26 protein-coding genes and 3 CRISPR repeat arrays are annotated in these 23,357 nt (G+C 58.3%); of the genes, 21 read left to right on the forward strand and 5 right to left on the reverse strand.

The annotated features are described in order from the left end of the window. Positions 1-41: 41 nt before the first annotated feature. Positions 42-311 (forward strand): hypothetical protein, encoded by a 270-nt coding sequence (locus tag CPPEL_RS02965; protein WP_123959742.1) that lies wholly within the window; start codon positions 42-44, stop codon positions 309-311. A gap of 228 nt (positions 312-539) precedes the next feature. Here CPPEL_RS02965 and CPPEL_RS02970 read toward each other — a convergent pair whose 3' ends face one another. Continuing rightward, positions 540-1,286, reverse strand: coding sequence for a phage antirepressor KilAC domain-containing protein (locus tag CPPEL_RS02970; protein WP_123959743.1), 747 nt, complete (start codon positions 1,284-1,286; stop codon positions 540-542). 121 nt (positions 1,287-1,407) lie between these two features. Here CPPEL_RS02970 and CPPEL_RS02975 point away from each other — a divergent pair, with 121 nt between their 5' ends. Then, the gene (locus CPPEL_RS02975; protein WP_123959744.1) at positions 1,408-1,587 is read left to right on the forward strand and encodes a hypothetical protein; all 180 of its coding nucleotides are present in this window, start codon (positions 1,408-1,410) and stop codon (positions 1,585-1,587) included. Here CPPEL_RS02975 and CPPEL_RS11120 read toward each other — a convergent pair. Then, on the reverse strand, positions 1,584-1,739 hold the full coding sequence (locus CPPEL_RS11120; RefSeq protein ID WP_164470365.1) for a hypothetical protein: 156 nt from the start codon (positions 1,737-1,739) through the stop codon (positions 1,584-1,586). The genes CPPEL_RS02975 and CPPEL_RS11120 overlap by 4 nt on opposite strands. A 41-nt stretch (positions 1,740-1,780) precedes the next feature. Beyond that, on the reverse strand, positions 1,781-2,002 hold the full coding sequence (locus tag CPPEL_RS02980; RefSeq protein ID WP_123959745.1) for a hypothetical protein: 222 nt from the start codon (positions 2,000-2,002) through the stop codon (positions 1,781-1,783). A gap of 159 nt (positions 2,003-2,161) precedes the next feature. Here CPPEL_RS02980 and CPPEL_RS02985 point away from each other — a divergent pair, with 159 nt between their 5' ends. The 18 genes from CPPEL_RS02985 (at position 2,162) to cas2e (ending at position 16,711) form a co-directional block, all read left to right on the forward strand. Next, a complete protein-coding gene (locus CPPEL_RS02985; RefSeq protein WP_123959746.1) occupies positions 2,162-2,647 on the forward strand; it encodes a hypothetical protein in 486 nt (161 codons plus the stop codon). Continuing rightward, positions 2,628-3,005 (forward strand): ImmA/IrrE family metallo-endopeptidase, encoded by a 378-nt coding sequence (locus tag CPPEL_RS02990; RefSeq protein WP_245990492.1) that lies wholly within the window; start codon positions 2,628-2,630, stop codon positions 3,003-3,005. Before CPPEL_RS02985 ends, CPPEL_RS02990 begins: the two co-directional genes overlap by 20 nt. A gap of 8 nt (positions 3,006-3,013) precedes the next feature. Next, positions 3,014-3,610, forward strand: coding sequence for an Ltp family lipoprotein (locus CPPEL_RS02995; RefSeq protein WP_123959748.1), 597 nt, complete (start codon positions 3,014-3,016; stop codon positions 3,608-3,610). Between the two features lie 100 nt (positions 3,611-3,710). Next, the gene (locus CPPEL_RS03000) at positions 3,711-4,841 is read left to right on the forward strand and encodes a tyrosine-type recombinase/integrase (protein ID WP_123959749.1); all 1,131 of its coding nucleotides are present in this window, start codon (positions 3,711-3,713) and stop codon (positions 4,839-4,841) included. Positions 4,842-4,963: 122 nt separating this feature from the next. Next, entirely contained in the window at positions 4,964-5,419 is a 456-nt protein-coding gene (gene rsfS, locus CPPEL_RS03005) for a ribosome silencing factor (protein WP_123959750.1), read from the forward strand. A gap of 6 nt (positions 5,420-5,425) precedes the next feature. Beyond that, the gene (locus CPPEL_RS03010) at positions 5,426-6,076 is read left to right on the forward strand and encodes a histidine phosphatase family protein (protein ID WP_123959751.1); all 651 of its coding nucleotides are present in this window, start codon (positions 5,426-5,428) and stop codon (positions 6,074-6,076) included. A gap of 314 nt (positions 6,077-6,390) precedes the next feature. Next, complete coding sequence (locus CPPEL_RS03015) at positions 6,391-7,176, forward strand: DegV family protein (protein ID WP_123959752.1); 786 nt, start codon at positions 6,391-6,393, stop codon at positions 7,174-7,176. Between the two features lie 94 nt (positions 7,177-7,270). Further along, positions 7,271-7,933: a ComEA family DNA-binding protein gene (locus CPPEL_RS03020; RefSeq protein ID WP_123959753.1), complete on the forward strand. Its 663-nt coding sequence runs from the start codon at positions 7,271-7,273 to the stop codon at positions 7,931-7,933. Next, positions 7,930-9,333 (forward strand): ComEC/Rec2 family competence protein, encoded by a 1,404-nt coding sequence (locus CPPEL_RS03025; protein ID WP_123959754.1) that lies wholly within the window; start codon positions 7,930-7,932, stop codon positions 9,331-9,333. Before CPPEL_RS03020 ends, CPPEL_RS03025 begins: the two co-directional genes overlap by 4 nt. A gap of 19 nt (positions 9,334-9,352) precedes the next feature. Then, the gene (gene holA / locus CPPEL_RS03030) at positions 9,353-10,300 is read left to right on the forward strand and encodes a DNA polymerase III subunit delta (protein WP_164470366.1); all 948 of its coding nucleotides are present in this window, start codon (positions 9,353-9,355) and stop codon (positions 10,298-10,300) included. 10 nt (positions 10,301-10,310) lie between these two features. After that, positions 10,311-10,712 (forward strand): ankyrin repeat domain-containing protein, encoded by a 402-nt coding sequence (locus CPPEL_RS03035; RefSeq protein WP_123959755.1) that lies wholly within the window; start codon positions 10,311-10,313, stop codon positions 10,710-10,712. Next, positions 10,702-11,346 (forward strand): LysE family translocator, encoded by a 645-nt coding sequence (locus tag CPPEL_RS03040; protein ID WP_123959756.1) that lies wholly within the window; start codon positions 10,702-10,704, stop codon positions 11,344-11,346. Before CPPEL_RS03035 ends, CPPEL_RS03040 begins: the two co-directional genes overlap by 11 nt. Positions 11,347-11,462: 116 nt before the next feature. Then, on the forward strand, positions 11,463-12,110 hold the full coding sequence (locus CPPEL_RS03045; RefSeq protein WP_123959757.1) for an MOSC domain-containing protein: 648 nt from the start codon (positions 11,463-11,465) through the stop codon (positions 12,108-12,110). Between the two features lie 30 nt (positions 12,111-12,140). Then, positions 12,141-14,189 carry a CRISPR-associated helicase Cas3' gene (cas3, locus tag CPPEL_RS03050; RefSeq protein WP_123959758.1) on the forward strand — a complete coding sequence of 683 codons (2,049 nt, stop codon included), beginning with the start codon at positions 12,141-12,143 and terminating at the stop codon, positions 14,187-14,189. After that, positions 14,158-14,751 carry a type I-E CRISPR-associated protein Cas5/CasD gene (cas5e, locus tag CPPEL_RS03055; RefSeq protein WP_123961200.1) on the forward strand — a complete coding sequence of 198 codons (594 nt, stop codon included), beginning with the start codon at positions 14,158-14,160 and terminating at the stop codon, positions 14,749-14,751. The genes cas3 and cas5e overlap by 32 nt, the downstream gene beginning before the upstream one ends. Continuing rightward, positions 14,748-15,416, forward strand: a complete 669-nt coding sequence (gene cas6e / locus CPPEL_RS03060) for a type I-E CRISPR-associated protein Cas6/Cse3/CasE (RefSeq protein ID WP_123959759.1) — start codon at positions 14,748-14,750, stop codon at positions 15,414-15,416. Before cas5e ends, cas6e begins: the two co-directional genes overlap by 4 nt. Positions 15,417-15,419: 3 nt before the next feature. Beyond that, positions 15,420-16,364, forward strand: coding sequence for a type I-E CRISPR-associated endonuclease Cas1e (cas1e, locus tag CPPEL_RS03065; RefSeq protein ID WP_123959760.1), 945 nt, complete (start codon positions 15,420-15,422; stop codon positions 16,362-16,364). Further along, on the forward strand, positions 16,361-16,711 hold the full coding sequence (gene cas2e / locus CPPEL_RS03070) for a type I-E CRISPR-associated endoribonuclease Cas2e (protein ID WP_123959761.1): 351 nt from the start codon (positions 16,361-16,363) through the stop codon (positions 16,709-16,711). Before cas1e ends, cas2e begins: the two co-directional genes overlap by 4 nt. Before the next feature lie 180 nt (positions 16,712-16,891). Beyond that, positions 16,892-18,506: direct repeats of the CRISPR family, unit length 28 nt; unit sequence GTGTTCCCCGCGAAGGCGGGGATGAGCC. Between the two features lie 75 nt (positions 18,507-18,581). Then, positions 18,582-18,854: a CRISPR direct-repeat array (repeat unit 28 nt; unit sequence GTGTTCCCCGCGAAGGCGGGGATGAGCC). 94 nt (positions 18,855-18,948) lie between these two features. After that, positions 18,949-19,403: direct repeats of the CRISPR family, unit length 28 nt; unit sequence GTGTTCCCCGCGAAGGCGGGGATGAGCC. Between the two features lie 737 nt (positions 19,404-20,140). Here cas2e and rpsT read toward each other — a convergent pair. Together rpsT and CPPEL_RS03080 are read right to left on the reverse strand one after the other, a co-directional pair. Then, the gene (gene rpsT / locus CPPEL_RS03075) at positions 20,141-20,404 is read right to left on the reverse strand and encodes a 30S ribosomal protein S20 (protein ID WP_123959762.1); all 264 of its coding nucleotides are present in this window, start codon (positions 20,402-20,404) and stop codon (positions 20,141-20,143) included. 252 nt (positions 20,405-20,656) lie between these two features. After that, positions 20,657-21,199 (reverse strand): type II toxin-antitoxin system PemK/MazF family toxin, encoded by a 543-nt coding sequence (locus tag CPPEL_RS03080; RefSeq protein WP_123959763.1) that lies wholly within the window; start codon positions 21,197-21,199, stop codon positions 20,657-20,659. A 289-nt stretch (positions 21,200-21,488) separates the two neighbouring features. Between CPPEL_RS03080 and lepA the strand changes: the two genes are divergently transcribed. Beyond that, entirely contained in the window at positions 21,489-23,336 is a 1,848-nt protein-coding gene (lepA, locus tag CPPEL_RS03085; RefSeq protein ID WP_123959764.1) for a translation elongation factor 4, read from the forward strand. Positions 23,337-23,357: the final 21 nt, after the last annotated feature.

Here is a 23,357-nt window from a genome sequence, read left to right on the forward strand (position 1 = left end):
CATTCCCGTGGGCTACTTGCCCAGGAAAGGAGGTGAGGAAAATGTTTGGACAAGATGAAACAATCAGCCAGAGCTGCCAGCAGGCTTCCGAAGCGCACAAGATTGGTTTGAGCAATCTTGATGGTTGCGATGAGGCAAAAGCATTCGCGTTGGCCGCGTCTGAAGCTTGGAAGCACGCTGCGCTATTTGTGAGTGAATCCAACGTCGACCGATCACTAGCCACAGTGGTTGCCGAGCTTGGATTCGCTACCGAGCGCGCTATTGCATCACTGGAGCGTCGTCTGGGAACGGTTGAATCACAGTCTCAGTAGGCAGCGCAGGGAGGCCGTTCCGCTGTGCAAATTCCTTCTGCGCGATAGTGGAACGGTGCGCCCTGGCAAGCTTGTTTACCGTGTTCAAGGCGGTAATCAAGAACTCAAGATCGTGAATAGCGACCGAGACTTCCTTTTTGCTGTCTGGCTCCGCGATCACGATTGAATCCGAGCCTGTTCGGACGCAAATACTGTCGGTTCCGGTGAAAAGATGCATGATTTTTCTCCTTATGCTGCGTAGCTGGTTGGTAGTGGGTCGATGGTTTGCAGGCCGAGTTTCTTGCGGATGAAGTCGATCCCACTGGGTTGGACGTAGGTGGTGTAGCTCGTGCCCTGCGTTCCGTCCTTGCGCTCGTAGTTGTGCGGTAGCACCTCAAAATGATGCATGTACTGCGAGTATGGCGTGTTACGCATCGCGCCCTTGGTGATGAGCACCCCGCGGTTGCGGAGCTCTCGGAATAGCCAGTTCTGGCCTTTGCCGAGCATCTTCGCCACCGCGCCTACGCTGTATTTGCCGGAGGCGTCGAGGAATGTGTCGTAGGCTTCAGCCTTCGGTTCTAGCTCCTTGTTTTTCGCTTCCAGGGCGAGGCGTTCTTCTTCGGCGTTGAGCGCGATCTGGAGAATCTCTGCGCGGGTGAGTGTCGCCGGGTCGAACGGTGATGCCTTGGCGCGCTTCTCGCACTCGATGAAATACTGGCGGGCTTGCTTACCTTTGTCGGTGCGCTGGATCATGGAGATTTCTTTCGCCATATCCAATGAGATGACGTGGTTTAGGGCTTCACGCTGTCGACCGAGGGAGTCTTGTACCCGGTCATTTTTGACCGCGTAGTCTTTGACCTCTTCAAAGCCGTAAGCGACCATGCGTGGGAACCAATGCCGATACTCGGCGCCCACTTCGAGGAAAGCGTGGAGGTCGCGCCCCATCACCGCTTGCACGCCGTTATCATGGTGTTGAATCGGAATCAGATTGTTCATGATGTATGCTCTTTCATAGGTTTCTTTGGTTTTGCCCCTGTTCCAGCAGGGGCTTTTCTCATGCTGTTGGTCGGTATCCTTATTCCCGTGGGCAGCTGGCCCCGGGAAGGAGGTGATTACCATGGATAAGCTTGTTTATGCTGGTCAGAGTTTCTTGCTCGACTCTTTCGACAACGATGAGGTTCTCGATTCTCTGCGCGCCGGGGTGCTGCCCGGTGTCGTGGAGCTGACCACCGAGAGCGGAAACCGGATTCTGGTGAATCTTTCTGAAGGGGTTCCGTTCTCCATCGAGTTCGGCTAGTCGAGTAGCACTGCGGCCGTTTTGAGCGCTTCGATGAGCTTCGGGAGGTGCCACTCATGGACTACAAGCATGTCGTCCTGACTGCTTTCCTCCCGGAGCGTCACCCACTGGCCGTCGCGCGGCGCTTCGATAACGATCTTGTCAACTCTCATCGAGAGCAGTTTCTGTTCATCGCAAGTCATTGGGATTCTCCTTAGGCGGCTTGGGCTTGGCCTTCGAGGATCATGGTGTCCAGGGGGCGGTTGGTGATTCGCTTGAGGATCATGAGTGTGGGGATTGTGGGGACGCTTTTGCCGTCGCGGTAGTTTCGGACGGTGGTGCCGGTTTTGTTGAGGAATTTCCATCCGAGTTCATCGATGGAGCGGCATCCGGTGCGGTCCATCGCTTCCCTGATTACGGCGGGGTCTAGGCGCATCGTGTTCACCTCCTTGGTGTGCGGTTCTTCGCTTGCCTGTGCTTATTTAAGCATACATTAGCGAGATATTGCAAACTTTTGTGCAAACTTTCTTGTTTTTGCAGGTCAAGAGTGTGCGAAAAGTTGCCCAGTCATGCCGTGTCGGGTAAGATCATGGGCATGGAACATGCTCAATGGATGCAGCAAATAACCGAGGATTCCGTACGGTCTGCTGCGAAAAAGATCGACGTAGCGCCACGCACCCTCGCGACTCAATTGGAAAAGGGGCGTATATCCCCGGAGAACGTCATCGCGATCGCCGTGGCCTACGACCACCACCCCGTCGGCGCACTCGTGGACACCGGATACCTCGACGCCAAATGGGCCGAGCAGGTAGACCCAGCCCGCGCCCTTCGCTCCGTCACCGAAAAACAACTCGCCGACGAAGTGCTACGCCGAATGGAACTCGGAGTCGAACACGGCGGAGCACTCGACACCCCCGTCGACGAGCTAGCGTCCCGTCGAACAAACGGGGGCACCCGCTCGGAGGTCCCCTCTTACGATGGCACCGTCCGCGAATGGGATGACACCACACTCCACGCAGCGGACAGTAGCCCAGACGAGCAAGCCGAGCGCGAAAGACGAGGTGAAAACCTATTTGATTAACAGGCTCATCACCCAAGCCGAGCACAACGGCATCACCGTGGCCTGGCACAAAGGCGGACCCAAGGCCGCCTGGATGCCAGCCACCAACACGATCAGCATCCGCGAAGGCATGGACGATGCCCAAACCTTGTGTGCTTTCGCACACGAAATGGGCCATTTCCATCATGGAGACACCCACGGCACCGATACCATCCAAGAGGCCCGCGCAGACCGATTCGCCGCACGCCTGCTCATTGACCCCCGCGAATACGCTCGGTGCGAGCAGGAATACGGGGCGCACCCGGCGCTCCTGGGCCGCGAATTGGGCGTGACAGCACACCTCGTCCTCGTATTCCAATCCCTCCCCATCAACGCATAGGAGATACCATGACAGACCAACAGAACCCATACGGCCAGCAGCCCACCGAGCAATACCCAGCCCAACCCACGCAGCAGCCCCAGCCAGAGAAAAAGAGCAGCAAAAAGAAGAAAATCATCATCGGCGGCATCGCAGCCGTGATCCTGCTCGGACTCGCAGCGCAATGCGGCTCCAACACCGACACCACCAACACTGGCGCGTCGGAATCCGCCACAGCCACCACCACGACAACAGCGACCCAGGAGGAGACCGAGACCACCACCGTCGAGGAAACCACCATGGCACAGGACGCCCCAGCCCCTGCAGCCGAAGGCGAGGTGACCCGCGAGCAGAAAAACGCCAAACAAAAAGCAGAAATGTACTTGAAAACGATGCCGTTTTCCAAGGATGGCCTAGCAAAGCAGCTCGAATTCGACGGCTACCCAGCTGACGCCGTGGCCTACGCAGTCGAAAATGTGGATGCCGACTGGAATGAGCAAGCCGTGAAGAAGGCCGAGCAGTACAACGACACGTTGCCGATGAGCAATGACGAGCTGATCAATCAGCTCACCTTCGACGGCTTCACCCCAGAGCAAGCCCAGTACGGCGTCGAGCACATGAAATAGTCATTTGACAGCAAAAGCCCCGCGCCGGGGCTCACCACAATCTCAGCGCGGGGCACTTTTCTAGCCACCAAAAGCAGCCAGCACCAGTGAGGATACCACGATGGCGATTCAAAAACGTACCACCAAAGCCGGGAAAACCCGCTGGGTAGCACGGTACAGGGACGCGGCAGGCAAAGAGCACTCACGCAGCTTCGACACCCAACGCGAAGCGAAAGCCCATGTGCAGGAGCAAGAGCGCGCCCTACGTCGGGGCGAATGGGTCGATCCCCGCGATACTACGGTGACGCTGGGGGTGTTGTTGGATCAGTGGGTGGCGCGGGCTCAGAAGCCGAATACGCGGGCGTCACGGCGACGATCCGCCGATAACGCCCACCCACTACTCAATGTTCCGGTGGTGAAGGTGCGCCGGTCAATGGTGCAAGAACTTGCCACGACGCTTACTACGGGGAGGCCTTGGGCGGGCGGTGCGCCGTTGTCTGGTTCGACTGCCAGTATGGTGATTGCTGCGGTTCGGGGTGTGCTGCAAACAGCGGTGATTGATGGGCTGATTTCCAAGAACCCGGCTGAGGGTGTTCGGGTGCCCACCCGGCGCGGTGGTGCGTTATCGCGGGCGGATATCCCTAGCGTTGCAGAGGTGCAGCGCAATGTGGAGGTGCTGCGCGCGGATCACCCCGGGGTGGCGCTTGGGGTTGAGTTGGCGGCGTTTTGTGGGCTTCGCGTGGGTGAGGTCGCTGGCTTGCAGGTGGGTGATGTTGATTTTCTTCGACGCGAGCTGCACATTGAGCGCCAATATTCTTCGGCGCTGGGCGGCTATGCGGGGCTGAAAACCTCGGGATCGCGCCGGGTAGTGCCGGTCGCTGAGTGGCTAATCTTCGCATTGTCTGAGTGGTGTGGTGGCGCGGATCGTGGTGATTCGGTGCTTGCTCCTGGTGGGCGGGTGTTGTCTGCTGAGTGGCTGGCGAGGCAGCACAGGGAGGTGCTCACGGCGGCGGGGATCATGGCGCCGCGTTTCCATGCCTACCGGCACTTTTTTGCGAGCAGCTTGCTGGCTGATGGGGTGCCGGTGCCGGTGGTGGCGCGCCTGATGGGGCACGGCAATATCACGATGGTGATGCAGACCTATGCGCACTTCTTGCCGGATCAGCAGGATTCGTTGCGGGTGGCGATTGATGGGTTTGCGGGATCTGTGCGGGATCAGGACGAACGGGGCGCGGGGTTTGGTGCCGGGTAGCTGGGGTTTTTGGTTGGGGGTGGCGCTTCACTCTTAATTTTTGCGAAAAGTTAGGAGGGTGGAAGACTGCTAGTAGCAAATTAAACTTCCAACCCAACCCACACGAAGGAAACCTAAAGTTTATGACAGCAACCGCTGACACTATCCACCTCGCGGAGATCGCCGCGAAAGCCGCCGACGAGAAACTCGCCACCAATATCGCCGTGCTTGACGTCTCTGACGTGATGGCAATTAGCGAGGTATTCCTGCTGGCCTCGGCAGACAATGAGCGCCAGGTGCGCGCCATCGTTGAAGAAATTGAAGACGCCCTCACCGAAGCCGGCGAAGAACCAAAGCGCCGCGAAGGCAACCGCGAGAATCGCTGGGTGCTGCTCGATTACGGCATGTTAGTCATCCACGTGCAGCGCAATACCGAGCGCGACTTCTACGGCCTTGACCGCCTCTACCGCGACTGCCCACTGATCGAGGTCGAAGGCATTGAGCTGCCACAGCGTCCCGAGATGGACGAAGTTGATACCCGCACCGTGGAATCCTTAGACGATATTCCGCTGGCAGCGCAGCCAGAAGAGGAGTTCTAGGCGCCGATGTCTCGACGTCTTTTACTGTTGCGGCACGGCCAAACTGAATTTAACGCCACCCGCCGCATGCAGGGACACCTCGATACCGAGCTTTCGCACACGGGTTGGCAGCAGGCCCAAGCCGCAGCAGAGATGCTCAGCGGCCAGCCGATTATCAAGATCGTCGCCTCCGATTTGCGGCGGGCAAAAGATACCGCCCAAGTCATCGCTGATCGCCTAGAGCTTCCCGTGAGCCTCGATCCACGCCTGCGCGAAACCGATCTTGGCGATTGGCAAGGCAAAACCCACGAGGAAGTAGACCAGGCCTTGCCAGGGGCGCGTGCTCGCTGGCGTTTCGACGCCACCTGGGCCCCACCGAATGCTGAAACTCGCCAAGAAGTAGCCGCCCGAGCCTTCACGGTGGTTGAAGATCTTCTGCAACAAGAAGAACAATGGGAGGGCAACACGGTGCTCCTCGTTGCCCACGGTGGCACGATCTCCGCACTGACCTCCGCGCTGCTCGGCTTCGCAGATTCCAAGCACCCGCTATTTTCGAACCTCGGCAACACCCGGCTCGCGCAGATCGTTGGTCGTGATGTGCCAGAAGGCTACCCCGTACACGGCAATAAGGCCGTGCAGTGGTACGTCGAAGGCTGGAATATTGACCAAGTGCTCTAGCACGCCGGGTTTGGTGGGCCGGGTTTGGTGGGCTGGGTCTTTGGGCGCCGCCGGTTCGGTGTGCCGGTTCGGTGTGCCGGGTTCGGTGTGCCGGGTTTGGTGGGCCGGGTTTGGTGGGCCGGGCTTTGGGCGCCGGGTTTGGTGGGCTGGGTTTAAGTCCTAGCCTTCCCGCTGCGCGCTAGCCTTCCCGCTGCACGCTAGCCTTCCCGCTGCACGCTAGGGTTGCAGATATAACCCCTTTTCCCGCGGTGTGCCTCTTGCGCATGAGTGTTCCGCGGCCGATTGCATGACTTGTTAAGAAAAGAACTTCAACCATGGCTGTTCGCATTGTCACCGACTCATCTTCCGGGTTGCCGGTTGATCTTGCCCAAGAATTGGGCATCACGGTGGTGGATTTGCATGTGATGCAATCGAGCGGGGAGCAAAGTACTGCCGGTTTAAGTGCGCTCGAATTGACAGCGGCCTATGCGCGCCAGCTCGAACGCGGCGGCGATGCGGGTGTTGTTGCCTTGCACCTTTCTAAAGAGCTTTCCTCTACTTGGTCTGCTGCCACCCAGGCCGCAGCTATTTTTGATGGTTTGGTGCATGTGGTCGATACCCAAACCATCGGTATGGCTGTGGGTGCTGCAGCGATGGCTGCTGCAAAAGTCGCTGCTGAGGGGGCTGATGTTCATACCTGTGCTGAGGTTGCCCGCGATGTGCTGGGTCGCAGCGAGACGTGGCTGTATTTGCATCGTTTAGATGCCATTAAGAAGTCCGGTCGTATTTCGGCTGCTACTGCCGTTGTTTCTTCGGCGCTGGCCACGAAGCCTTTGATGCGTGTTGAGCACGGTCGCCTTGAATTGGCGTTCAAAACGCGAACCCAGTCGAAGGCCTTTGCGCGCCTGGTGGAGGCGATTCGGCAACGAGCTGCTTCGGCACCGGTTTTTGTGATGATTCAGCACTTCGATGCCGCGAACGAGGCGGCGGAGCTGCAGCGTCAGATGGAGCGTCAGCTTGCTTCAGGTTCGAGTTTTCTTAGCTGTCCGCTCGAACCTACGGCGGCGGTGCACGCAGGCCCTGGTGCGATTGGTGTGTCTGTTGTGTACCAACGTGACTAGGTTATCCACAGCGTTGTCGTTAGGCATCGCGTTATCCACAGCCTGATGGCGTCCTTGTTTGCCGGGCCGGCGTGGTGCTCTTAGCCTCGCGGGCATGGGGAGGGCTACACAAAGACTGGACGAGCTGCTGCGCACCACCGAGGAAAGCGAGCGGCTCAAAGTGCAATACCCAAAGCCGCGGCTGGGTATAGGCAAGAAGCAGGCCATCGTGCTTGCCGTTGTGCTGGCTGCGGTAATCCTTTTGCTGTTTCGCCCGCAGAGTCAGCCACTGATGCAAGAAGCCGCGCTGGATACCCGCCCGCATCCCGAGGCCTCGAGTACGCAGCCTTCGAGCGAGCCGGTGGTTGTTGCGGTGGTCGGCGCTGTGGAGCAGCCGGGCCTTTTCACCCTTGCGCCTGGCTCCCGGGTCGCTGATGCTTTAGCAAAGGCCAAGCCGCAGCCCGATGCGGAATTGGCAGGGGTGAATTTGGCTGAAAAGCTTGTCGACGGCCAACAAATCACCCTTCCACGCATCGGGGAGGCAATCATGGCGCCCCAAAGCCCTGGTGTGGCAGCAGATGCTGGTGGAAAAATCTCGCTGAACCACGCAAGCCTTGAGCAGCTCACCTCTCTTTCGGGGGTCGGAGAAAAGACTGCGGCGGCCATCATTGAATACCGCGAGAGCAATGGTGGTTTCCAAAGCGTGGAGCAGCTCAAAGAGGTCAAGGGGATCGGTCCTGCAAAATATGCGGCCATAGCCGAAGACGTTGCGTTATGAGTGATCTTCGCCTAGTACCTGCGGCACTGAGCCTTTGGTGTGTTGCAGTGGTGGTGACTTGGAGCAGGTCGCTGGCGTTGGGGCTGGGCTTCGCTTTGTGTCTCGCGGTGGCACTGGCGTTGTGGCATAAGCCCCAAGCAATCGCCGTGGGTGCAGCGGCAATCGCGGGTGCGCTTCGCACTTGGCACAGTGTGCGTGCGGCGGATCGCTTCGATTTTTCCAAACCGCTGCGCGCTGAAGTCTCCAGCATGCCCCACAGCACGGAACATGGGTGGTTCTTTCGCGCGAAAGTGGCGGGGTTTCCTGGTGAACTGCCCGTGATCACCACTGAGGCACCAAAGATCCAGCAATTCGACTTGCTGATCCTTCAAGGCAAAGCAAGCCCCAGCGGAGGGCTCGGCAGAACCCTGTATGTGGCAGAGGATATCCACTACCTCGGTGCACAAGGTGGGCTTCAGCATCTTTCCTTGGTGATCAAGCTGCGCTTTCAGGCACTTGTGCAGCAGCACTCCAATGGCGAGGCCATCGGCTTATTGCCGGCGATGATCCTTGGCGATGCCTCCTTGCAAGACACAGAGGCCAAACAACGCTACGCCGCCACTGGGCTTGCGCACTTAAGTGCGGTCAGCGGAGGCAACGTGGCCATGCTCACCACCGCGGTACTAGCCATTGCCACGCTGCTCGGTGCCAGCAGAGCGCTCGCATTGACAGCGGCACTGTTGAGCCTGGGCGCTTTTGTGTTCATCGTCGGCCCGGAGCCTTCGGTGCTGCGCGCTGGAGTGATGGGATCGCTCGCCCTTGTGGCCATGATGGCGCAGACGCGCGCTCCGCCGATTCATGGGTTGAGCATCGCAATACTGGTGTTATTGCTGTATGAGCCCTCTTTGGCCACGTCCTTTGGCATGAGCCTTTCCAGCTTTGCCACCGCGGGCATCATTGCCGCCTATCCGCTGATTTACCGCAGCATTGCAACGCCCTATTGGCCGGATGTGCTCAGCCGCATGGTGGCGGTGGCGCTTGCTGCCGAGCTTGCCACCTTGCCGCTGGTGGTGGCGATGTCTCAGCGGGTGTCCTTGGTGGCGGTGCCGGCCAATGTGCTGGTGGCGCCGGTGGTGCCGATCATTACTGTGGCTGGGTTATGTGCTGTGCTGTTAGAACCCACCGTGGTAGGTGCTGTGGTGATTCGCGCGATCACTCCCTTGGCCAATTGGATTGCCAGGGTTGCTTACTATGGCTACAGCCTGCCCTTTGCGCGTGTGAACGTCCAAAGTGATCCGCTCACGCTGGCCTGGATGGTGCTGGCGGTGGCCTGGATTCTTTTTGCCCTAGCTTCTCGACGCCCAACCGTGATCATCCTCGTGTCCCTCAGCGTCGGATGCGTGCTCATGTTGCTGGCCTAGGTGTGGCACCATTAGTGCCGTGAGCCAAGCAATTGCCCCCGTCCATCTCGTCCTCGGTGATGATGAATTCTTGCGCGAGCGCGCCCGCATCGCCATTACGAGCAGCATTGCCGAACACTCCGAGGCAACTGTCAGCCGAGTACGCGCCGGCGAAATCACACAATCTGAGCTCTTAGAGCTGCTCAGCCCCTCACTTTTTGCTGAGCAACGCGTCATTGTGATCGAACACCTTGAAGATGCGGGCAAGGAACCAGCGCAGCTCGTGCTCGAAGCTGCAAGCAACCCCATCGACGGGATGTACCTGATCATTTGCCACGCCGGTGGCGGACGCCAAAAGGCCATGGTGCCGAAGCTGAAAAAGCTTGCGCAAGTCCATGAGGTGGCCAAACTCAAACCCAACGAGCGCCCCGCATGGGTCACAGCGGAGTTTAGAAACCACGGCGTAAACCCCACCCCTGATGTAATCCATGCGCTTCTCGACGGCGTGGGGTCTGATCTGCGCGAGCTTGCTTCAGCCGTGTCTCAACTCGTTTCAGATAACCCTGATGGTGTGGACGCATCGACAGTGCGAGCGTTTTATAACGGCATTGCCGAAGTTTCGGGCTTTGATATTGCAGACCTCGCTGTGAGTGGACAAACCGCCCGCGCCGTGGCCAGCACGCGCCGCGCATTGCAGCTCGGTGTATCGCCGGTGGCGCTGGCTACCGCCCTGAGCATGAAGGTGGGTGCGGTGGCGCGGCTCTATGGCAGTTGGAGAATTAATTCTCGTGAGTTAGCCGGAGAGTTAGGAATGGCGCCGTTTATTGTGGAAAAAACCTCGAAGGTGGCAAGACGCTGGTCAGGCGATGCGGTGAGCAAGGCCGTGATCCTCATGGCCGAACTTGATGCCACCGTCAAAGGCCAAGGCGGCGACCCTGAGTTTGCTATTGAGGATGCGGTGAGGCGCGTTTCCCAACTTGCTGGCTAAACTGTCACGCATGCTGTCATCCGAACTACCTGAAGACGTGCAAGCGTTAGCCAACAAGCTATTTCAGCTTGCGCGTTCTGGAGATCCGCGCAACCTGGCGGAATATCTCGACCACGGTGTTGATCCGAACTTAAAAAACCATGAGGGCAATAGCCTGCTGATGTTGGCTGCCTATAGCGGCAACGAGGAAGCACTTGAGGTGCTGATTCAACGCGGCGCCGATGTTGATGCTTTGAATGATCGAGGCCAGTCGCCACTGGCCGGGGCGATTTTTAAGAAGGAACAGGGGGTCGTCGAAAAGCTCATTCAAGCCGGCGCTGACCCTGCCCTGGGGCAGCCAAACGCCATTGAAACGGCGCGTATGTTTGGCCAAGACGAGCTTGTGCAACGGCTCGAAGGCCATGGAGCTTAACCAGATCGCCACGCTCGTCACCTTATATCTGGCTGGGATGATCAGCCCCGGACCCGATATTTTCCTGGTGATGCGCGTGGCCACCAAATCGCGCAAACATGGTCTGGCCACGGTCGCAGGCATTGTGACCGGGCTCGCGGTGTGGGTGACGCTCACCGTCACCGGCGCCTCAGCGCTGCTTACTGCCTACCCGTCGATTCTGAGCGCCATTCAACTGCTTGGCGGCGCCTGGATTGGGTATATGGGTGTGCAAATGCTTCGCGAGGCCAGAGAACAGTTCAAAGCGGACGCACGCATTGACTTAAAGCTCGAGGGCGTGCTGGGATCACCGTGGCGTTCCTACCGTCAGGGGCTGCTCACCAACTTGGCTAACCCTAAAGCGCTGCTGTACTTCGCTGCTGTGATCGCGCCGTTTTTGCCGCCAAATCCGAGCTTGGGGCTCAGCGTTGAGCTCATCTTCGTGCTGCTCTTTACCGCGCTTATCGGCTTCGGGCTGATCGCATTGGCGGTGGGATCGAAATTCCTGCGCAAACGGATGGTCAAGGCCGGGCCATATATTGATGGCGTTGCGGGTGCATTCTTTGTGTTCGCCGCGATTGCCTTGATGATTGCCGGCATCCGCGGTTTCTTCTAACTACTCGCGATCGGCCCCTGCGGTAGTGCCCTGCGACGAAGCCTGCGGTAGTGCCCTGCGATAAAGCGGGGCATAAAGCGGAGGATCTGCCCTTTGGAGTTATTAGTATGAGGGGCATGAAGATCCTCAGCACCAATGTGGCCGTGCCCCAAGCTGATCCTGGTGGCGCGGATCGTGTGAGCGGCATTGATAAGAAGCCGCGCGAGTGCATCCGCGTGTTTACCCCCGGGCCTTCCTACGGGGATGGTTCGGGTGTGGAATCAGATGTGATTGGCGATACCAAGCATCACGGTGGCGCCGAAAAAGCGGTGTACGCCTTCGCCCGCGAGGAGCTGGATTATTGGCAGGAGCTGCTCGGCCGCGAATTGCCCCCTGGGGTGTTCGGCGAAAACCTCACCACCACGGGCGTGGATTGGTCTGCGCAACTGATCAACCAACGCATGCGCATCGGCACCGCGGTGCTTGAGGTATCCATTTCGCGCCAGCCTTGTCGAACCTTCGCCTCATGGCTTGAGCAGCGCGGATGGGTCAAACGCTTTGCAGATCATGGCGATTGCGGCGCCTACCTCCGCGTGATCGAGCCTGGGGATATTCGACCAGGTGATTCCATCGAGCTTTTCGACGCCCCAACGCACGCATTGACAATGCGGACGCTCTTCGCAGCGAATATGGGGGATCGCGAAGCCATGGCGGCTGTGCTCGAGGCCGATTGCGTGGCCCCGATGTACAGGGAGCGTTTTGAGAAGATGCTGCGCTCGCAATGACGATGGGGCCGTCCGGGGAAAGAGGCACAAGTGATTTTCCAGCGGGTTGATGCGTGGAAGCAGGAGCGCAGTGCTCAAGCGTGCGCACTGTGGGCCAAATCCGGACGCGAGGATGCATACCTCACCCTGGTGCAGCACTTGGCCGATGCCGTGTCAGTTGCAGAATGGCTGTGGGAGCACTGGGTATCCGATGCGCTCAAAGCTCAACTGAGCCGGCTGTGGGGCTTAGAAGAAGATGAAGTAGCCAGGCTCTACTGTTTTCTGGCTGGAATCCACGATGTGGGCAAAGCTTCAGCGTCATTTCAACGCTTAGTCGAGCACCGAAGCGGATCTGAATATTTGCTTGGCCCGCTTATCGATGCCGGCATTTCACTGGAATGGCCGCAGGGCGAAAGTGCAGAAACCAAGTTTCCGCACGGCACGGCCTCGGCCTTGCTATTGCGAAGGTGGCTAGAAAAAACGGAGCTGGATTTACTCAGAAGAAACGCCCTGGCCTCAATTGTCGATGCGCACCACGGATTCACCAGCGATCCAATGATGGTGAAAAACCTCACCGATGCGACCGAGGGCAGGACATCGATCTTCGATGATATTGCCTACGAACTATTGGACTCGATGGCAGAACTGACCGAGGTTCACGAGGTCTTGGAGGAACTCGCTTGGAACGCTTCGCCTGATGCTGATGCTCTCCAAATCACCACTGGTTTGGTCATCATGGCTGACTGGATCGCTTCAAATGAGGATGCTTTTTGCTACCACCTGATACAGCCAGCCCCAGAGCGGCTGGCTAAGGCGATGGAATATATCGCTCTTCCAAAGCCTTGGGTACCGGTGGAAATTCCTGAAGGGGCACACGACTTATTCCGAAACACCTTCGGCTGGCCGGATAATTTTTCCGTGCGCCCCGTCCAACGCGCCGCGGCTGAGGTCGCCCGCGCAGCTACTGGCGCCACATTGATGATCATCGAGGCTCCAACGGGTGAGGGAAAGACAGAAGCTGGGTTAGCAGCAGCACACATCCTTGGTGCCAAATCTGGTGCCCAGGGCGTATTTCTGGCTGCACCCACGATGGCAACGGCCAATGGTCTTTTCGAACGTGCATCACAGTGGGCTCGTCGCAGCTCCCGCGGCGGGGAAGTTGCTTCGATGTACTTGGCTCATTCGAAAAATAAGCTTTCGAAGCAGTATCAAGCGCTGCGGTATTCCTCAATTGCAGAAGACGAACACGCATCGGGTTCCGATTCGCGCACAGCAAGGGGAGAGGTGGTGGCTACCCAATGGTTATCGAGCCGCAACCGAGGCATCTTGTCGGATTTCGTGGTCGGCACCGTAGACCAAGTATTGATGATGGCGCTTCAAACTCGCTTTTCCATGCTGCGCCATACCGGCTTGGCGGGCAAGATCATCATCATTGACGAGGTGCACGCGTATGACGCCTACATGTCTCAATACCTGTACCTCACCCTGGAATGGCTGGCGCGATACAGGGCGAGCGTGATCCTCATGTCTGCAACACTGCCGCCCCAGCAGAGAAAGCGCTTGGCTGCAGCCTATGCCTCGCAGTTGATCCATAAGCCGGAGCAAGCAGCAGAGGCCATCGATCTTCCTGGATACCCATTGATTAGCGTGGCAGACGCCAGCGGTATCCGGGCAATTGAAGTAGAGGCCGGAGCTGCGGATGTTGAGATTGCGACCGCTCGCATTGAAGATTCGATCGATGCATTGTGCTCGACTGTGTGCTCGCAATTATCTGAGGGTGGCATCGCTTTGATCATTTGCAATACCATCGCGCGAGCTCAGGAAGCCTTTTCGGCTCTTGATCGGCAGTATCCGGGAGAAGTGGAACTGCATCACTCGGCTTTTCTTGCCGTTCAACGAAGTGAAAAGGAAGATGCGCTGCGAGAGGCTTTGGGGCCAGCAGCGCGAAGGGGAAAGGGCCGCCCGTGGCGAAGCATTGTGGTGGCAACCCAAGTTGCTGAACAGAGTTTGGATATTGACGCCGACTTGTTGATCACCGATATTGCCCCTGTTATCGGGCGTGATTGGCATGTTGGCCGCGGCGCAGGGACGTCGGCGTAGCGATCCCGTTGAAGATCTGGTTGATCTTGAGTTTGCTGTTCGTGTGGATCAGGCTGGATCTTTGTTGCGTGATTATCAGACTGCGCAGCCGTGGCAGAAAAATCCTCACGCAGATGCGAAGCTGGTAACCCGGTATTTTCTTGAAGATGCCGCCTTTGTGGCCGCCATCGGTTCGGATGACCGTGGACTTTTAGAAGAACTCCAACGCAACCTCCGGACCCCGGCGTATCCACTGTTTTTGGGTCGGCGTTCCTGCCCCGCACCTGCCAATCTCGACCTCGGAATTTTCGATGCTCCAGTGGTGGAGGCACTTCTTGGTTATGACACTTGGCATGCCACCACGGTGCACAAAAAAGAACGCGCCCGAAACGTCGAGTTGCCGATTTATCGGGATGGAAAACCGGGCGAATACGGAAATCGGCGCCAAGACGTTCCCATTTCTTATGACCAAAAGCATAGGAAATATGGGTGGAGAACCGTCGTGTACGCAGGTTCTAAGACGATCGAAAACGACTTAGGCACCAACAACGATCCCTTCTTCGAGGCGGTGATTTCTTCATGACCACATTTACAAAAGTGCTCATCAACCCTGAGCGCCGCAAAGGCCGCAAGTATCTGTTGAATCCAAATGCGCTCCATGCAGCGGTCCGTTACTGTTTTCCAGATGACGTGGACCAAAACGATCAGCGGATTCTTTGGCGCCTCGACCAGCGCGGACATGAGCATGCGTTATACATAGTCGGGCCAGAAAAGCCTACGGCCGCGCACATTGTCGAAGAAGCCGGCTGGGATACAAGGCCACAACAAACCGCTGACTATGGCCGCTTTTTATCCCAACTGAAAAAAGGCCAAAGGTGGAACTTTGAGCTGCTGGCCAACCCAACGAAAACCCTTAACCAGGGCCGAGACAAACGTGGCAAGGTGGTGGCTCACCTCAGTAACGCAGAGCAAATGAAGTGGTTGCACAAGAAGGCCGAAACAATGGGCGTGAGTTTTGGTGATCTTGGCGATAGCACCGCCAGGATCATCGAGCGCAAAACGCTAGATTTTCGCAAAACCCGTGCAGACGGCAGTGAAGGAGCCCGAGTCCACATCGTTACAGCCCGCTACGCAGGCACGCTGGAGGTTGTGGATGCGGAAAAACTCCAAGCGACGCTAGTAAAAGGGGTAGGGCGAGCAAAAGGCTACGGCTGCGGTTTGCTCACATTGGCGCAAATCAAGGGTTAGAACATGGCTGAGACTCCATCGGGTGCACCACTTGACCGGCTGTTATTGCCACGGCTAGAGGATCGCCTTTCGTTTCTTTATGTGGAGCGGGCGGTGGTGCATCGTGATGGCAATGCCTTGACCATCCAAGACGTCCGTGGAATCGCACACGTTCCTGCCACACAGTTGGCTGTGCTGCTGCTTGGACCTGGAACCAAAGTCACCTATGCGGCTATGGCATTGCTTGGCGACGCAGGCGCATCGGTAGTCTGGGTGGGCGAAAAATGTGTACGATACTACGCTCATGGTCGCCCACCAGCCAAAACGTCCCGCTTTGCCGAGGCGCATGCCAAAATCTGGTCCAATCAACGTTCCCGCCTAGCCTGTGCCCGGAAAATGTACGCGATGCGCTTTCCTGGTGAAGATGTATCCGGGCTCTCCATGTCACAACTGCGTGGCAGGGAGGGTGCCAGGATGAAGCGAGTGTATAGCCAAGAAGCGCAACGAACTGGTGTTGCGTGGAGTAGGCGCAGTTATGATCCGAATGATTTCGAGTCTGGCGATCCAATTAACCGGGCACTCACCGAAGGATCGGCCGCTCTCTACGGCATCGCCCATGCCGTCATCGTTGGGCTGGGCTTCATTCCATCACTTGGCATCATCCACACCGGTACCGACAGGGCATTCGTCTACGACGTAGCGGATCTGTATAAAGCTGAGATCTCAATCCCCGCGGCTTTTGAAGCCGTCGCAGCACTGCCAAGCGGAGATGACCTCAATGTTCGAAAACGGATCCGTGATCGAGTAGTGAGCACAAAACTCATGCAAAGGATGGTCCAGGATCTGCAGAATCTCATGGAGATTCCTGAGGAAGACACCTACACGGATGTTGACCTTCTCTTATGGAGTGAGCTGGAAGTCATCGCCGCCGGAATGAACTGGGCGGATGGGGACAGTGTTGCCCAATGATGGTTTTAAATGTCACCGCAGTGCCTGCCGGTTTGCGTGGCGACCTTGGGAAGTGGCTGACCGAGATTTCCCCAGGGGTTTTCGTCGGGAATCCCTCCGCGCGGATTCGCGACTTGCTCTGGCAACGCACCACTGAACTATGCAAGGACGGGCGTGCGCTGCTCATTTTCTCAACGAATAATGAGCAAGGAATGGAATTTCGAACCCACCGCCATGACTGGGAACCGGTCGACTTTGACGGGATAACACTCATGATGCGGCCCGATAAAAGCTCGAAACATGAAAAGAATCCGCGAAGAACAGGATGGTCCACTGCACGTAACCTACGAAGAAAACAGCGACGGTGAGGCATGGCCATTGGATGATGGGCAGTATGGGAGCCGAGCCCGATTCTCCCTCGCAAGTGTTAACTGAAGAGCTTAGTAAGAAGCCAGTAGACCGCACTCGAGTCCATTGGAGGCGTGATTAGTGAAACCAAGCTGTATGTAAAATGGGCCTGGCTCAACCTAACGTGCTGGTAGTGAAGTGTGTTCCCCGCGAAGGCGGGGATGAGCCCCCTCCCGTGCGCGCAGCGCTCGAATTGGCTACGTGTTCCCCGCGAAGGCGGGGATGAGCCCCAACGAGATCAACGAGGACATCACCAACGCCCGTGTTCCCCGCGAAGGCGGGGATGAGCCCGAGAAACGTACCAAGGGAAAGAAGTCGCTGGTGTGTTCCCCGCGAAGGCGGGGATGAGCCCGGGGTGCCTGCCTGTCGGCTTGCCGTTGGGGGGTGTTCCCCGCGAAGGCGGGGATGAGCCCTTTATGGAGGTAGCCGCGCCGTCGTTGGATGAGTGTTCCCCGCGAAGGCGGGGATGAGCCCTCCATCACAGAGTCCTCGGTGTACGACCACGCGTGTTCCCCGCGAAGGCGGGGATGAGCCCGCTACGTTGATGCGCGTCCTGCGATGTGGATGGTGTTCCCCGCGAAGGCGGGGATGAGCCCGACCAGGGGAAAGTGGGCATCTTATCGGCCGGGTGTTCCCCGCGAAGGCGGGGATGAGCCCATCTATCAGTATGTCGCTGATTACATGGGCAAGTGTTCCCCGCGAAGGCGGGGATGAGCCCCTTTGTGCCGGGCGGGAATGCGACTTCCTCAAGTGTTCCCCGCGAAGGCGGGGATGAGCCGGAGTTGCTGCACGGCGCGAATGTCATGGCTCGGTGTTCCCCGCGAAGGCGGGGATGAGCCCACCCACGGCTGCGTCTCCGTCTCCGACGTCCAGTGTTCCCCGCGAAGGCGGGGATGAGCCGCTGGACAGCATGCCCGTGTCGGAAAACGCCACGTGTTCCCCGCGAAGGCGGGGATGAGCCCAAATCCGGCACAACGGCCCGTAATTACAGGGAGTGTTCCCCGCGAAGGCGGGGATGAGCCTGGACGGTGACGGGGCCTGCTTCGATCATTTTGGTGTTCCCCGCGAAGGCGGGGATGAGCCCGTCATGACCCAAATCAGTGCTGCTGGGCGTTTGTGTTCCCCGCGAAGGCGGGGATGAGCCCTCGGCACCGCACAACAAGGCCGCTTTGACCTCGTGTTCCCCGCGAAGGCGGGGATGAGCCCGCGCTGATGCAGGCCATTGTGCCTACGCAGAAGTGTTCCCCGCGAAGGCGGGGATGAGCCCACATAGTCGTTTACCTCTTGCACCCCACATACGTGTTCCCCGCGAAGGCGGGGATGAGCCCGCATCAACCTTATCCAAGGTGGATTGCACATTGTGTTCCCCGCGAAGGCGGGGATGAGCCTAGTCAGCGACAATGAATCGGGTGCCCTGGCGTGTGTTCCCCGCGAAGGCGGGGATGAGCCCGAACAGCTTCGGCCTGCGCATGGGCACTTTGCGTGTTCCCCGCGAAGGCGGGGATGAGCCCATGTCGCAGCGCTCTGGATCATCAGTCATTTCGTGTTCCCCGCGAAGGCGGGGATGAGCCGCACCCGAAGCAAATTGAAGCCATGGCGCGGTGGTGTTCCCCGCGAAGGCGGGGATGAGCCCTCTAGCACCCGAGGCAGTGCGTGCCATTGCCGGTGTTCCCCGCGAAGGCGGGGATGAGCCCGACGCCGTGATCTCACCACGAAGCGCGCCCTCGTGTTCCCCGCGAAGGCGGGTAGGCACCCCGGGCGGTGCAAATGTGTTCCCCGCGAAGGCGGGGATGAGCCCCCGCCCCGCCGGTAGCCCCCGGAATTCGCTTTGTGTTCCCCGCGAAGGCGGGGATGAGCCGCTGCCAGGCTACCACGGCCTTGAAGGTGCAGCGTGTTCCCCGCGAAGGCGGGGATGAGCCCAGTGGACCGGAAGGCCCAACTTGATCAATGCAGTGTTTCCCGCGAAGGCGGGGATGAGCCGAATTTGCCACCCGCCGACCAATACATGCCGGAGTGTTCCCCGCGAAGGCGGGGATGAGCCGTTAAGCGTTTGGCCGGTGGCCACGATATTGACGTGTTCCCCGCGAAGGCGGGGATGAGCCGCCTTACTCAAAGACACCACGCCCGCGCCGTGGGTGTTCCCCGCGAAAGGCGGGGATGAGCCCTGACCCAATGCCCATTCGACAGGGTCAGTATCGTGTTCCCCGCGAAGGCGGGGATGAGCCGCCTTGGTGGGCTCGGGCGGTAGCTCTACCGGGGTGTTCCCCGCGAAGGCGGGGATGAGCCGGTTCCGCCGCCGAACATTTTGATGTCGTTGGAGTGTTCCCCGCGAAGGCGGGGATGAGCCCTTGTCATTCAACTGCGACATGGTGGCCACATCGTGTTCCCCGCGAAGGCGGGGATGAGCCTGGTGATGTGTGCGCAATGGTCGCGGCTGTGAAGTGTTCCCCGCGAAGGCGGGGATGAGCCCACACCCGGCTCGTTCAAGATGCGTTCGACAGCGTGTTCCCCGCGAAGGCGGGGATGAGCCCACCCCCGTGGTTGAGGAGGGGTGAGCCAATAAGTGTTCCCCGCGAAGGCGGGGATGAGCCCAACGTCGCAGAGATTTGGGTCATGCAGCACTAGCGTTCCCCGCGTTGGCGGGGGTGAGCCCGTCAGGGCATCGAAATTCCACCACCAAATGCAGTGTTCCCCGCGTTCGCGGGGACACACAACGTTCACGCACTGAGGGCCATTTTTGAGCACCCTGGTCGCCTGGGCTTCTAATGTTGCAGTTTTTCAGGCCGCGCAATTGCACTCAATTGGCTAACCTCGAACGGTTCTTGCACGTGGGTTGTGGATCCCGGTGGGGAAGGGGAGCGTCGAAAGGCGAAGGTCTATGCGAGCCTTTGCTCTAGTTCGAAGGCGCTGACTGAAGTGCATTTTGGAGACTTCACCGAAGGCATTGCCTAAACACCGCTGGATTTTGAGGTCGCATTAGCTTGCGACTTGAATTCTTTAAGGTCGCGTGAGGTAGCGCGGCAGTAGAGGGTCAGTGTTCTACGTCGCCTGATCGGTGTTGCCTTGCCAGCTTCAATTCGTGGTTGATGCTTTTTAAGGTGTTGTAGATTTTTGCTCCAAAAATGACCACTGCAGTGATTATTGCAAGGGGGATCGCGATTAAGACCGCGATTAACGCGAGTTCGACAATGCCCAGACTCATTTGGTTCCTCTCATCGTTTCACTGTGCTCTTCAGTGTTGTTTAAAACGGATTTGAGTTCAATAGGAGCTCGTGCGAGCAGACTGAGGCCGGGGGCGCTCAAATGGAGCCGCTGGACGGTGCAGGGCAGAGGGCATGAAAAAACGCCACGTCCCGATGGGAGACGTGGCGTCGAAAAGCTAAGAAGGCTTAGGCCATCTTGTTCAGGGCGCGAGCCATGTTGGACTTCTTGTTGGCTGCGTTGTTGCGGTGCAGCACGCCCTTGGAAACGGACTTGTCGAGCTTGCGGGAAGCTACGCGGAGCTGGGTCTCGGCAGCAGCCTTGTCGCCAGCCTCAACAGCCTCGTGGAACTTGCGGATCTCGGTGCGAACAGCGGAACGCACGGACTTGTTGCGCAGACGAGCCTTCTCGTTGGTCAGAATGCGCTTCTTCTTGGACTTAATGTTTGCCATGGGAGTACCTCTTGGTTCTCGATCGTTTTCGAATGATCATCTACGCCCGCTCAATACAGAAACTGCTGTAAGGAGTGATGTTCGGTTGTGAACCCAAGGTCTTGTTCACCATAAGAACAGCACTAGGTGCATCTGATCGACAGCGGTTGTCTACCTTAGCAGGTGGTGAGGTGGGAATGATAATCCGCGCTTCACGTTCCCAATGATGGTGCTTGGATTGGCGGGGTTTTGTGGGAGGGGCGCAGGGGACGACTAGCGCCAGCCGTATTCCTGCCTCAAACGATTCGCGATCCTCTCGAAGCGCTGCTGCGGCATCACGATGCCTTGGCGTCGAATGTGGGTTTCGGGCACGGTGACGATTTTGTCTACCCGCACCCAGGACTGGCGGCCACTTGCATCCCAGGGGCCTGAACCGATGTCCATCCAGTGGTCATCAGTCTCGTGATCCGGGTTAGGAGAGGTGAGAAGGCCATAGATCGACTCGGCGGTGCGCGCGACTACTACGAGCGAGCGTTCAACGACGTGTTGGGGCGAATGGTCTGAAGGCGCCCAAAACCACACGACCTCGCCGGGGTCGACTTGGCCGTCCATATCGGGCGCGTAAATGATGCTGCTTGGGATATCGCTTGCAGAGTGCACTTCGCATGCCAGGTGATCGGGTTTGGCCTCTTGATGTTCGCAGAGCCCAAGCCGCTCGGATAAGGCATTGAGGCCGTCTTCGATTGGGTCCTGAGCGCGCAGCGAACTGCTTATTCGCCGAATGAGCGAAGGCCTCTTGCGTGCTGCGTGCCTCATAGTGTCACCCTTATGTGCCAAGCGATTGTTCTTTCAAGTCTATCTAGCTTTGCAGCCGTGATGTTTCGCTATGTGTGAAGTTTTCCATTTGGGGGTTGCGGGGCTCGGTTGGGGGTTGCGGGTTCGCGGCCGCTCGCAGCGGCGGCGTGTTCGGTCGCAGCGGCTGTGGGTTCGCTCGCAGCGGCGGTGGGCTCGGCCGGGGGTTGTGGTTTGGCGGAGTGCTTTGTCAATGCGTGCGTCGGGTAGTGTGTTTGTGACGTGTGATGAAAGGTGCGTGGAATCAAAAACGATGGCTGAGAAATTTGCGGAGAAGACGTTCACGGATCCCAAGCAGATCCGCAACTTCTGCATCATTGCCCACATTGACCACGGCAAATCCACCCTTGCCGACCGCATCTTGCAGCTTTCCAACGTCGTGGATGCGCGCGACATGCGCGATCAATACCTCGACAACATGGATATCGAGCGCGAACGCGGCATCACCATCAAGGCACAAAACGTGCGTTTACCTTGGATCCCGCGCTCCGGCCCCTTCGAGGGCGAACAAATCGTCATGCAGATGATCGACACCCCCGGCCACGTCGACTTCACCTACGAAGTCTCCCGTGCGCTCGAGGCGTGTGAGGGCGCCATTTTGCTTGTCGACGCCGCGCAAGGCATCGAGGCGCAAACACTAGCCAACCTGTACCTGGCCATGGAGAACGATCTTGAGATCATCCCGGTGCTCAACAAGATCGACCTGCCCGCAGCAGACCCAGAGAAGTATTCCGAAGAAATCGCTCACATCATCGGCTGCGAACCTGAAGAAGTCCTTCGTGTTTCCGGCAAAACCGGCGAGGGCGTGGCAGAGCTTCTAGATAAGGTCGTGGAGCTCGTTCCCGCGCCGACGACCGCACACTCTGACGATGCGCCCGCCCGCGCAATGATTTTCGACTCGGTGTACGACACCTACCGTGGCGTCGTCACCTATATCCGCATGATCGATGGCAAGCTCACGCCGCGCCAAAAGATCAAGATGATGTCTACCGGCGCGGTACACGAACTGCTCGAGATCGGCATCGTTTCGCCCACACCCAAAAAGTGCGACGGTCTTGGCCCGGGCGAAGTCGGCTACCTCATCACCGGTGTGAAAGACGTGCGCCAATCAAAGGTGGGCGACACGGTCACATGGGCGCACCACGGTGCAGAAGAACCACTGCAGGGCTATGAGGAGCCCAAGCCGATGGTGTATTCGGGTCTGTTCCCAATTTCGCAGGCAGATTTCCCGGATCTGCGCGATGCTTTGGAGAAGCTGCAACTCAACGATGCGTCTTTGACCTTCGAGCCCGAAACCTCTGTTGCCCTTGGTTTCGGTTTCCGTTGTGGCTTCTTAGGCCTGTTGCACATGGAGATCACCCGTGACCGTCTGCAGCGCGAATTCGATCTCGACCTCATTTCGACCGCACCGAGCGTGAATTATCGCGTGATTGCTGAAGATGGCACAGAAACGCGCGTGCACAATCCTTCCGACTGGCCCGGTGGCAAACTTCGCGAGGTATACGAGCCGATCGTGAAAACCACCATCATCGTCCCGAGCGAATTCGTCGGCTCCACCATGGAATTGTGCCAATCCAAGCGCGGCCAAATGGGCGGCATGGATTACCTTTCCGAAGATCGCGTCGAGCTGCGCTACACCATGCCGCTTGGCGAGATCATCTTTGACTTCTTCGACCAACTGAAATCTCGCACCAAGGGCTATGCCTCCCTCAACTACGAGGAAGCCGGCGAACAACTGGCAGATTTGGTGAAGGTGGACATCTTGCTCCAGGGCGATCCCGTCGATGCTTTCAGTGCGATCGTCCACCGCGACAATGCCCAGTGGTACGGCAACAAGATGACCAAGAAGCTCAAAGAGCTTATTCCTCGCCAGCAATTCGAGGTGCCCGTCCAGGCAGCTATCGGTGCCAAGATCATTTCCCGCGAGAACATCCGCGCTCTGCGCAAGGACGTGCTGGCCAAGTGTTACGGCGGCGATATTTCCCGTAAGCGCAAGCTGCTGGAAAAGCAGAAGGAAGGCAAAAAGCGCATGAAGTCGATTGGTTCTGTGGCAGTGCCGCAGGAGGCCTTCGTTGCGGCATTATCTACCGACGAGGCATAACCTACCTCCGCGCTTTTATAG

It is taken from the genome of Corynebacterium pseudopelargi (assembly GCF_003814005.1).
GTDB lineage: Bacteria > Actinomycetota > Actinomycetes > Mycobacteriales > Mycobacteriaceae > Corynebacterium > Corynebacterium pseudopelargi.

What these genes read in the sequence shown, in the direction of transcription:
- CPPEL_RS02965 (WP_123959742.1), top strand. Translation starts at nt 42, where the DNA reads ATGTTTGGACAAGATGAAACAATCAGCCAGAGCTGCCAGCAGGCTTCC.
- CPPEL_RS02970 (WP_123959743.1), bottom strand. Translation starts at nt 1,286, where the DNA reads ATGAACAATCTGATTCCGATTCAACACCATGATAACGGCGTGCAAGCG.
- CPPEL_RS02975 (WP_123959744.1), top strand. Translation starts at nt 1,408, where the DNA reads ATGGATAAGCTTGTTTATGCTGGTCAGAGTTTCTTGCTCGACTCTTTC.
- CPPEL_RS11120 (WP_164470365.1), bottom strand. Translation starts at nt 1,739, where the DNA reads ATGAGAGTTGACAAGATCGTTATCGAAGCGCCGCGCGACGGCCAGTGG.
- CPPEL_RS02980 (WP_123959745.1), bottom strand. Translation starts at nt 2,002, where the DNA reads ATGCGCCTAGACCCCGCCGTAATCAGGGAAGCGATGGACCGCACCGGA.
- CPPEL_RS02985 (WP_123959746.1), top strand. Translation starts at nt 2,162, where the DNA reads ATGGAACATGCTCAATGGATGCAGCAAATAACCGAGGATTCCGTACGG.
- CPPEL_RS02995 (WP_123959748.1), top strand. Translation starts at nt 3,014, where the DNA reads ATGACAGACCAACAGAACCCATACGGCCAGCAGCCCACCGAGCAATAC.
- CPPEL_RS03000 (WP_123959749.1), top strand. Translation starts at nt 3,711, where the DNA reads ATGGCGATTCAAAAACGTACCACCAAAGCCGGGAAAACCCGCTGGGTA.
- rsfS (WP_123959750.1), top strand. Translation starts at nt 4,964, where the DNA reads ATGACAGCAACCGCTGACACTATCCACCTCGCGGAGATCGCCGCGAAA.
- CPPEL_RS03010 (WP_123959751.1), top strand. Translation starts at nt 5,426, where the DNA reads ATGTCTCGACGTCTTTTACTGTTGCGGCACGGCCAAACTGAATTTAAC.
- CPPEL_RS03015 (WP_123959752.1), top strand. Translation starts at nt 6,391, where the DNA reads ATGGCTGTTCGCATTGTCACCGACTCATCTTCCGGGTTGCCGGTTGAT.
- CPPEL_RS03020 (WP_123959753.1), top strand. Translation starts at nt 7,271, where the DNA reads ATGGGGAGGGCTACACAAAGACTGGACGAGCTGCTGCGCACCACCGAG.
- CPPEL_RS03025 (WP_123959754.1), top strand. Translation starts at nt 7,930, where the DNA reads ATGAGTGATCTTCGCCTAGTACCTGCGGCACTGAGCCTTTGGTGTGTT.
- CPPEL_RS03035 (WP_123959755.1), top strand. Translation starts at nt 10,311, where the DNA reads ATGCTGTCATCCGAACTACCTGAAGACGTGCAAGCGTTAGCCAACAAG.
- CPPEL_RS03040 (WP_123959756.1), top strand. Translation starts at nt 10,702, where the DNA reads ATGGAGCTTAACCAGATCGCCACGCTCGTCACCTTATATCTGGCTGGG.
- CPPEL_RS03045 (WP_123959757.1), top strand. Translation starts at nt 11,463, where the DNA reads ATGAAGATCCTCAGCACCAATGTGGCCGTGCCCCAAGCTGATCCTGGT.
- cas5e (WP_123961200.1), top strand. Translation starts at nt 14,158, where the DNA reads ATGTTGGCCGCGGCGCAGGGACGTCGGCGTAGCGATCCCGTTGAAGAT.
- cas6e (WP_123959759.1), top strand. Translation starts at nt 14,748, where the DNA reads ATGACCACATTTACAAAAGTGCTCATCAACCCTGAGCGCCGCAAAGGC.
- cas1e (WP_123959760.1), top strand. Translation starts at nt 15,420, where the DNA reads ATGGCTGAGACTCCATCGGGTGCACCACTTGACCGGCTGTTATTGCCA.
- cas2e (WP_123959761.1), top strand. Translation starts at nt 16,361, where the DNA reads ATGATGGTTTTAAATGTCACCGCAGTGCCTGCCGGTTTGCGTGGCGAC.
- rpsT (WP_123959762.1), bottom strand. Translation starts at nt 20,404, where the DNA reads ATGGCAAACATTAAGTCCAAGAAGAAGCGCATTCTGACCAACGAGAAG.
- CPPEL_RS03080 (WP_123959763.1), bottom strand. Translation starts at nt 21,199, where the DNA reads ATGAGGCACGCAGCACGCAAGAGGCCTTCGCTCATTCGGCGAATAAGC.
- lepA (WP_123959764.1), top strand. Translation starts at nt 21,489, where the DNA reads ATGGCTGAGAAATTTGCGGAGAAGACGTTCACGGATCCCAAGCAGATC.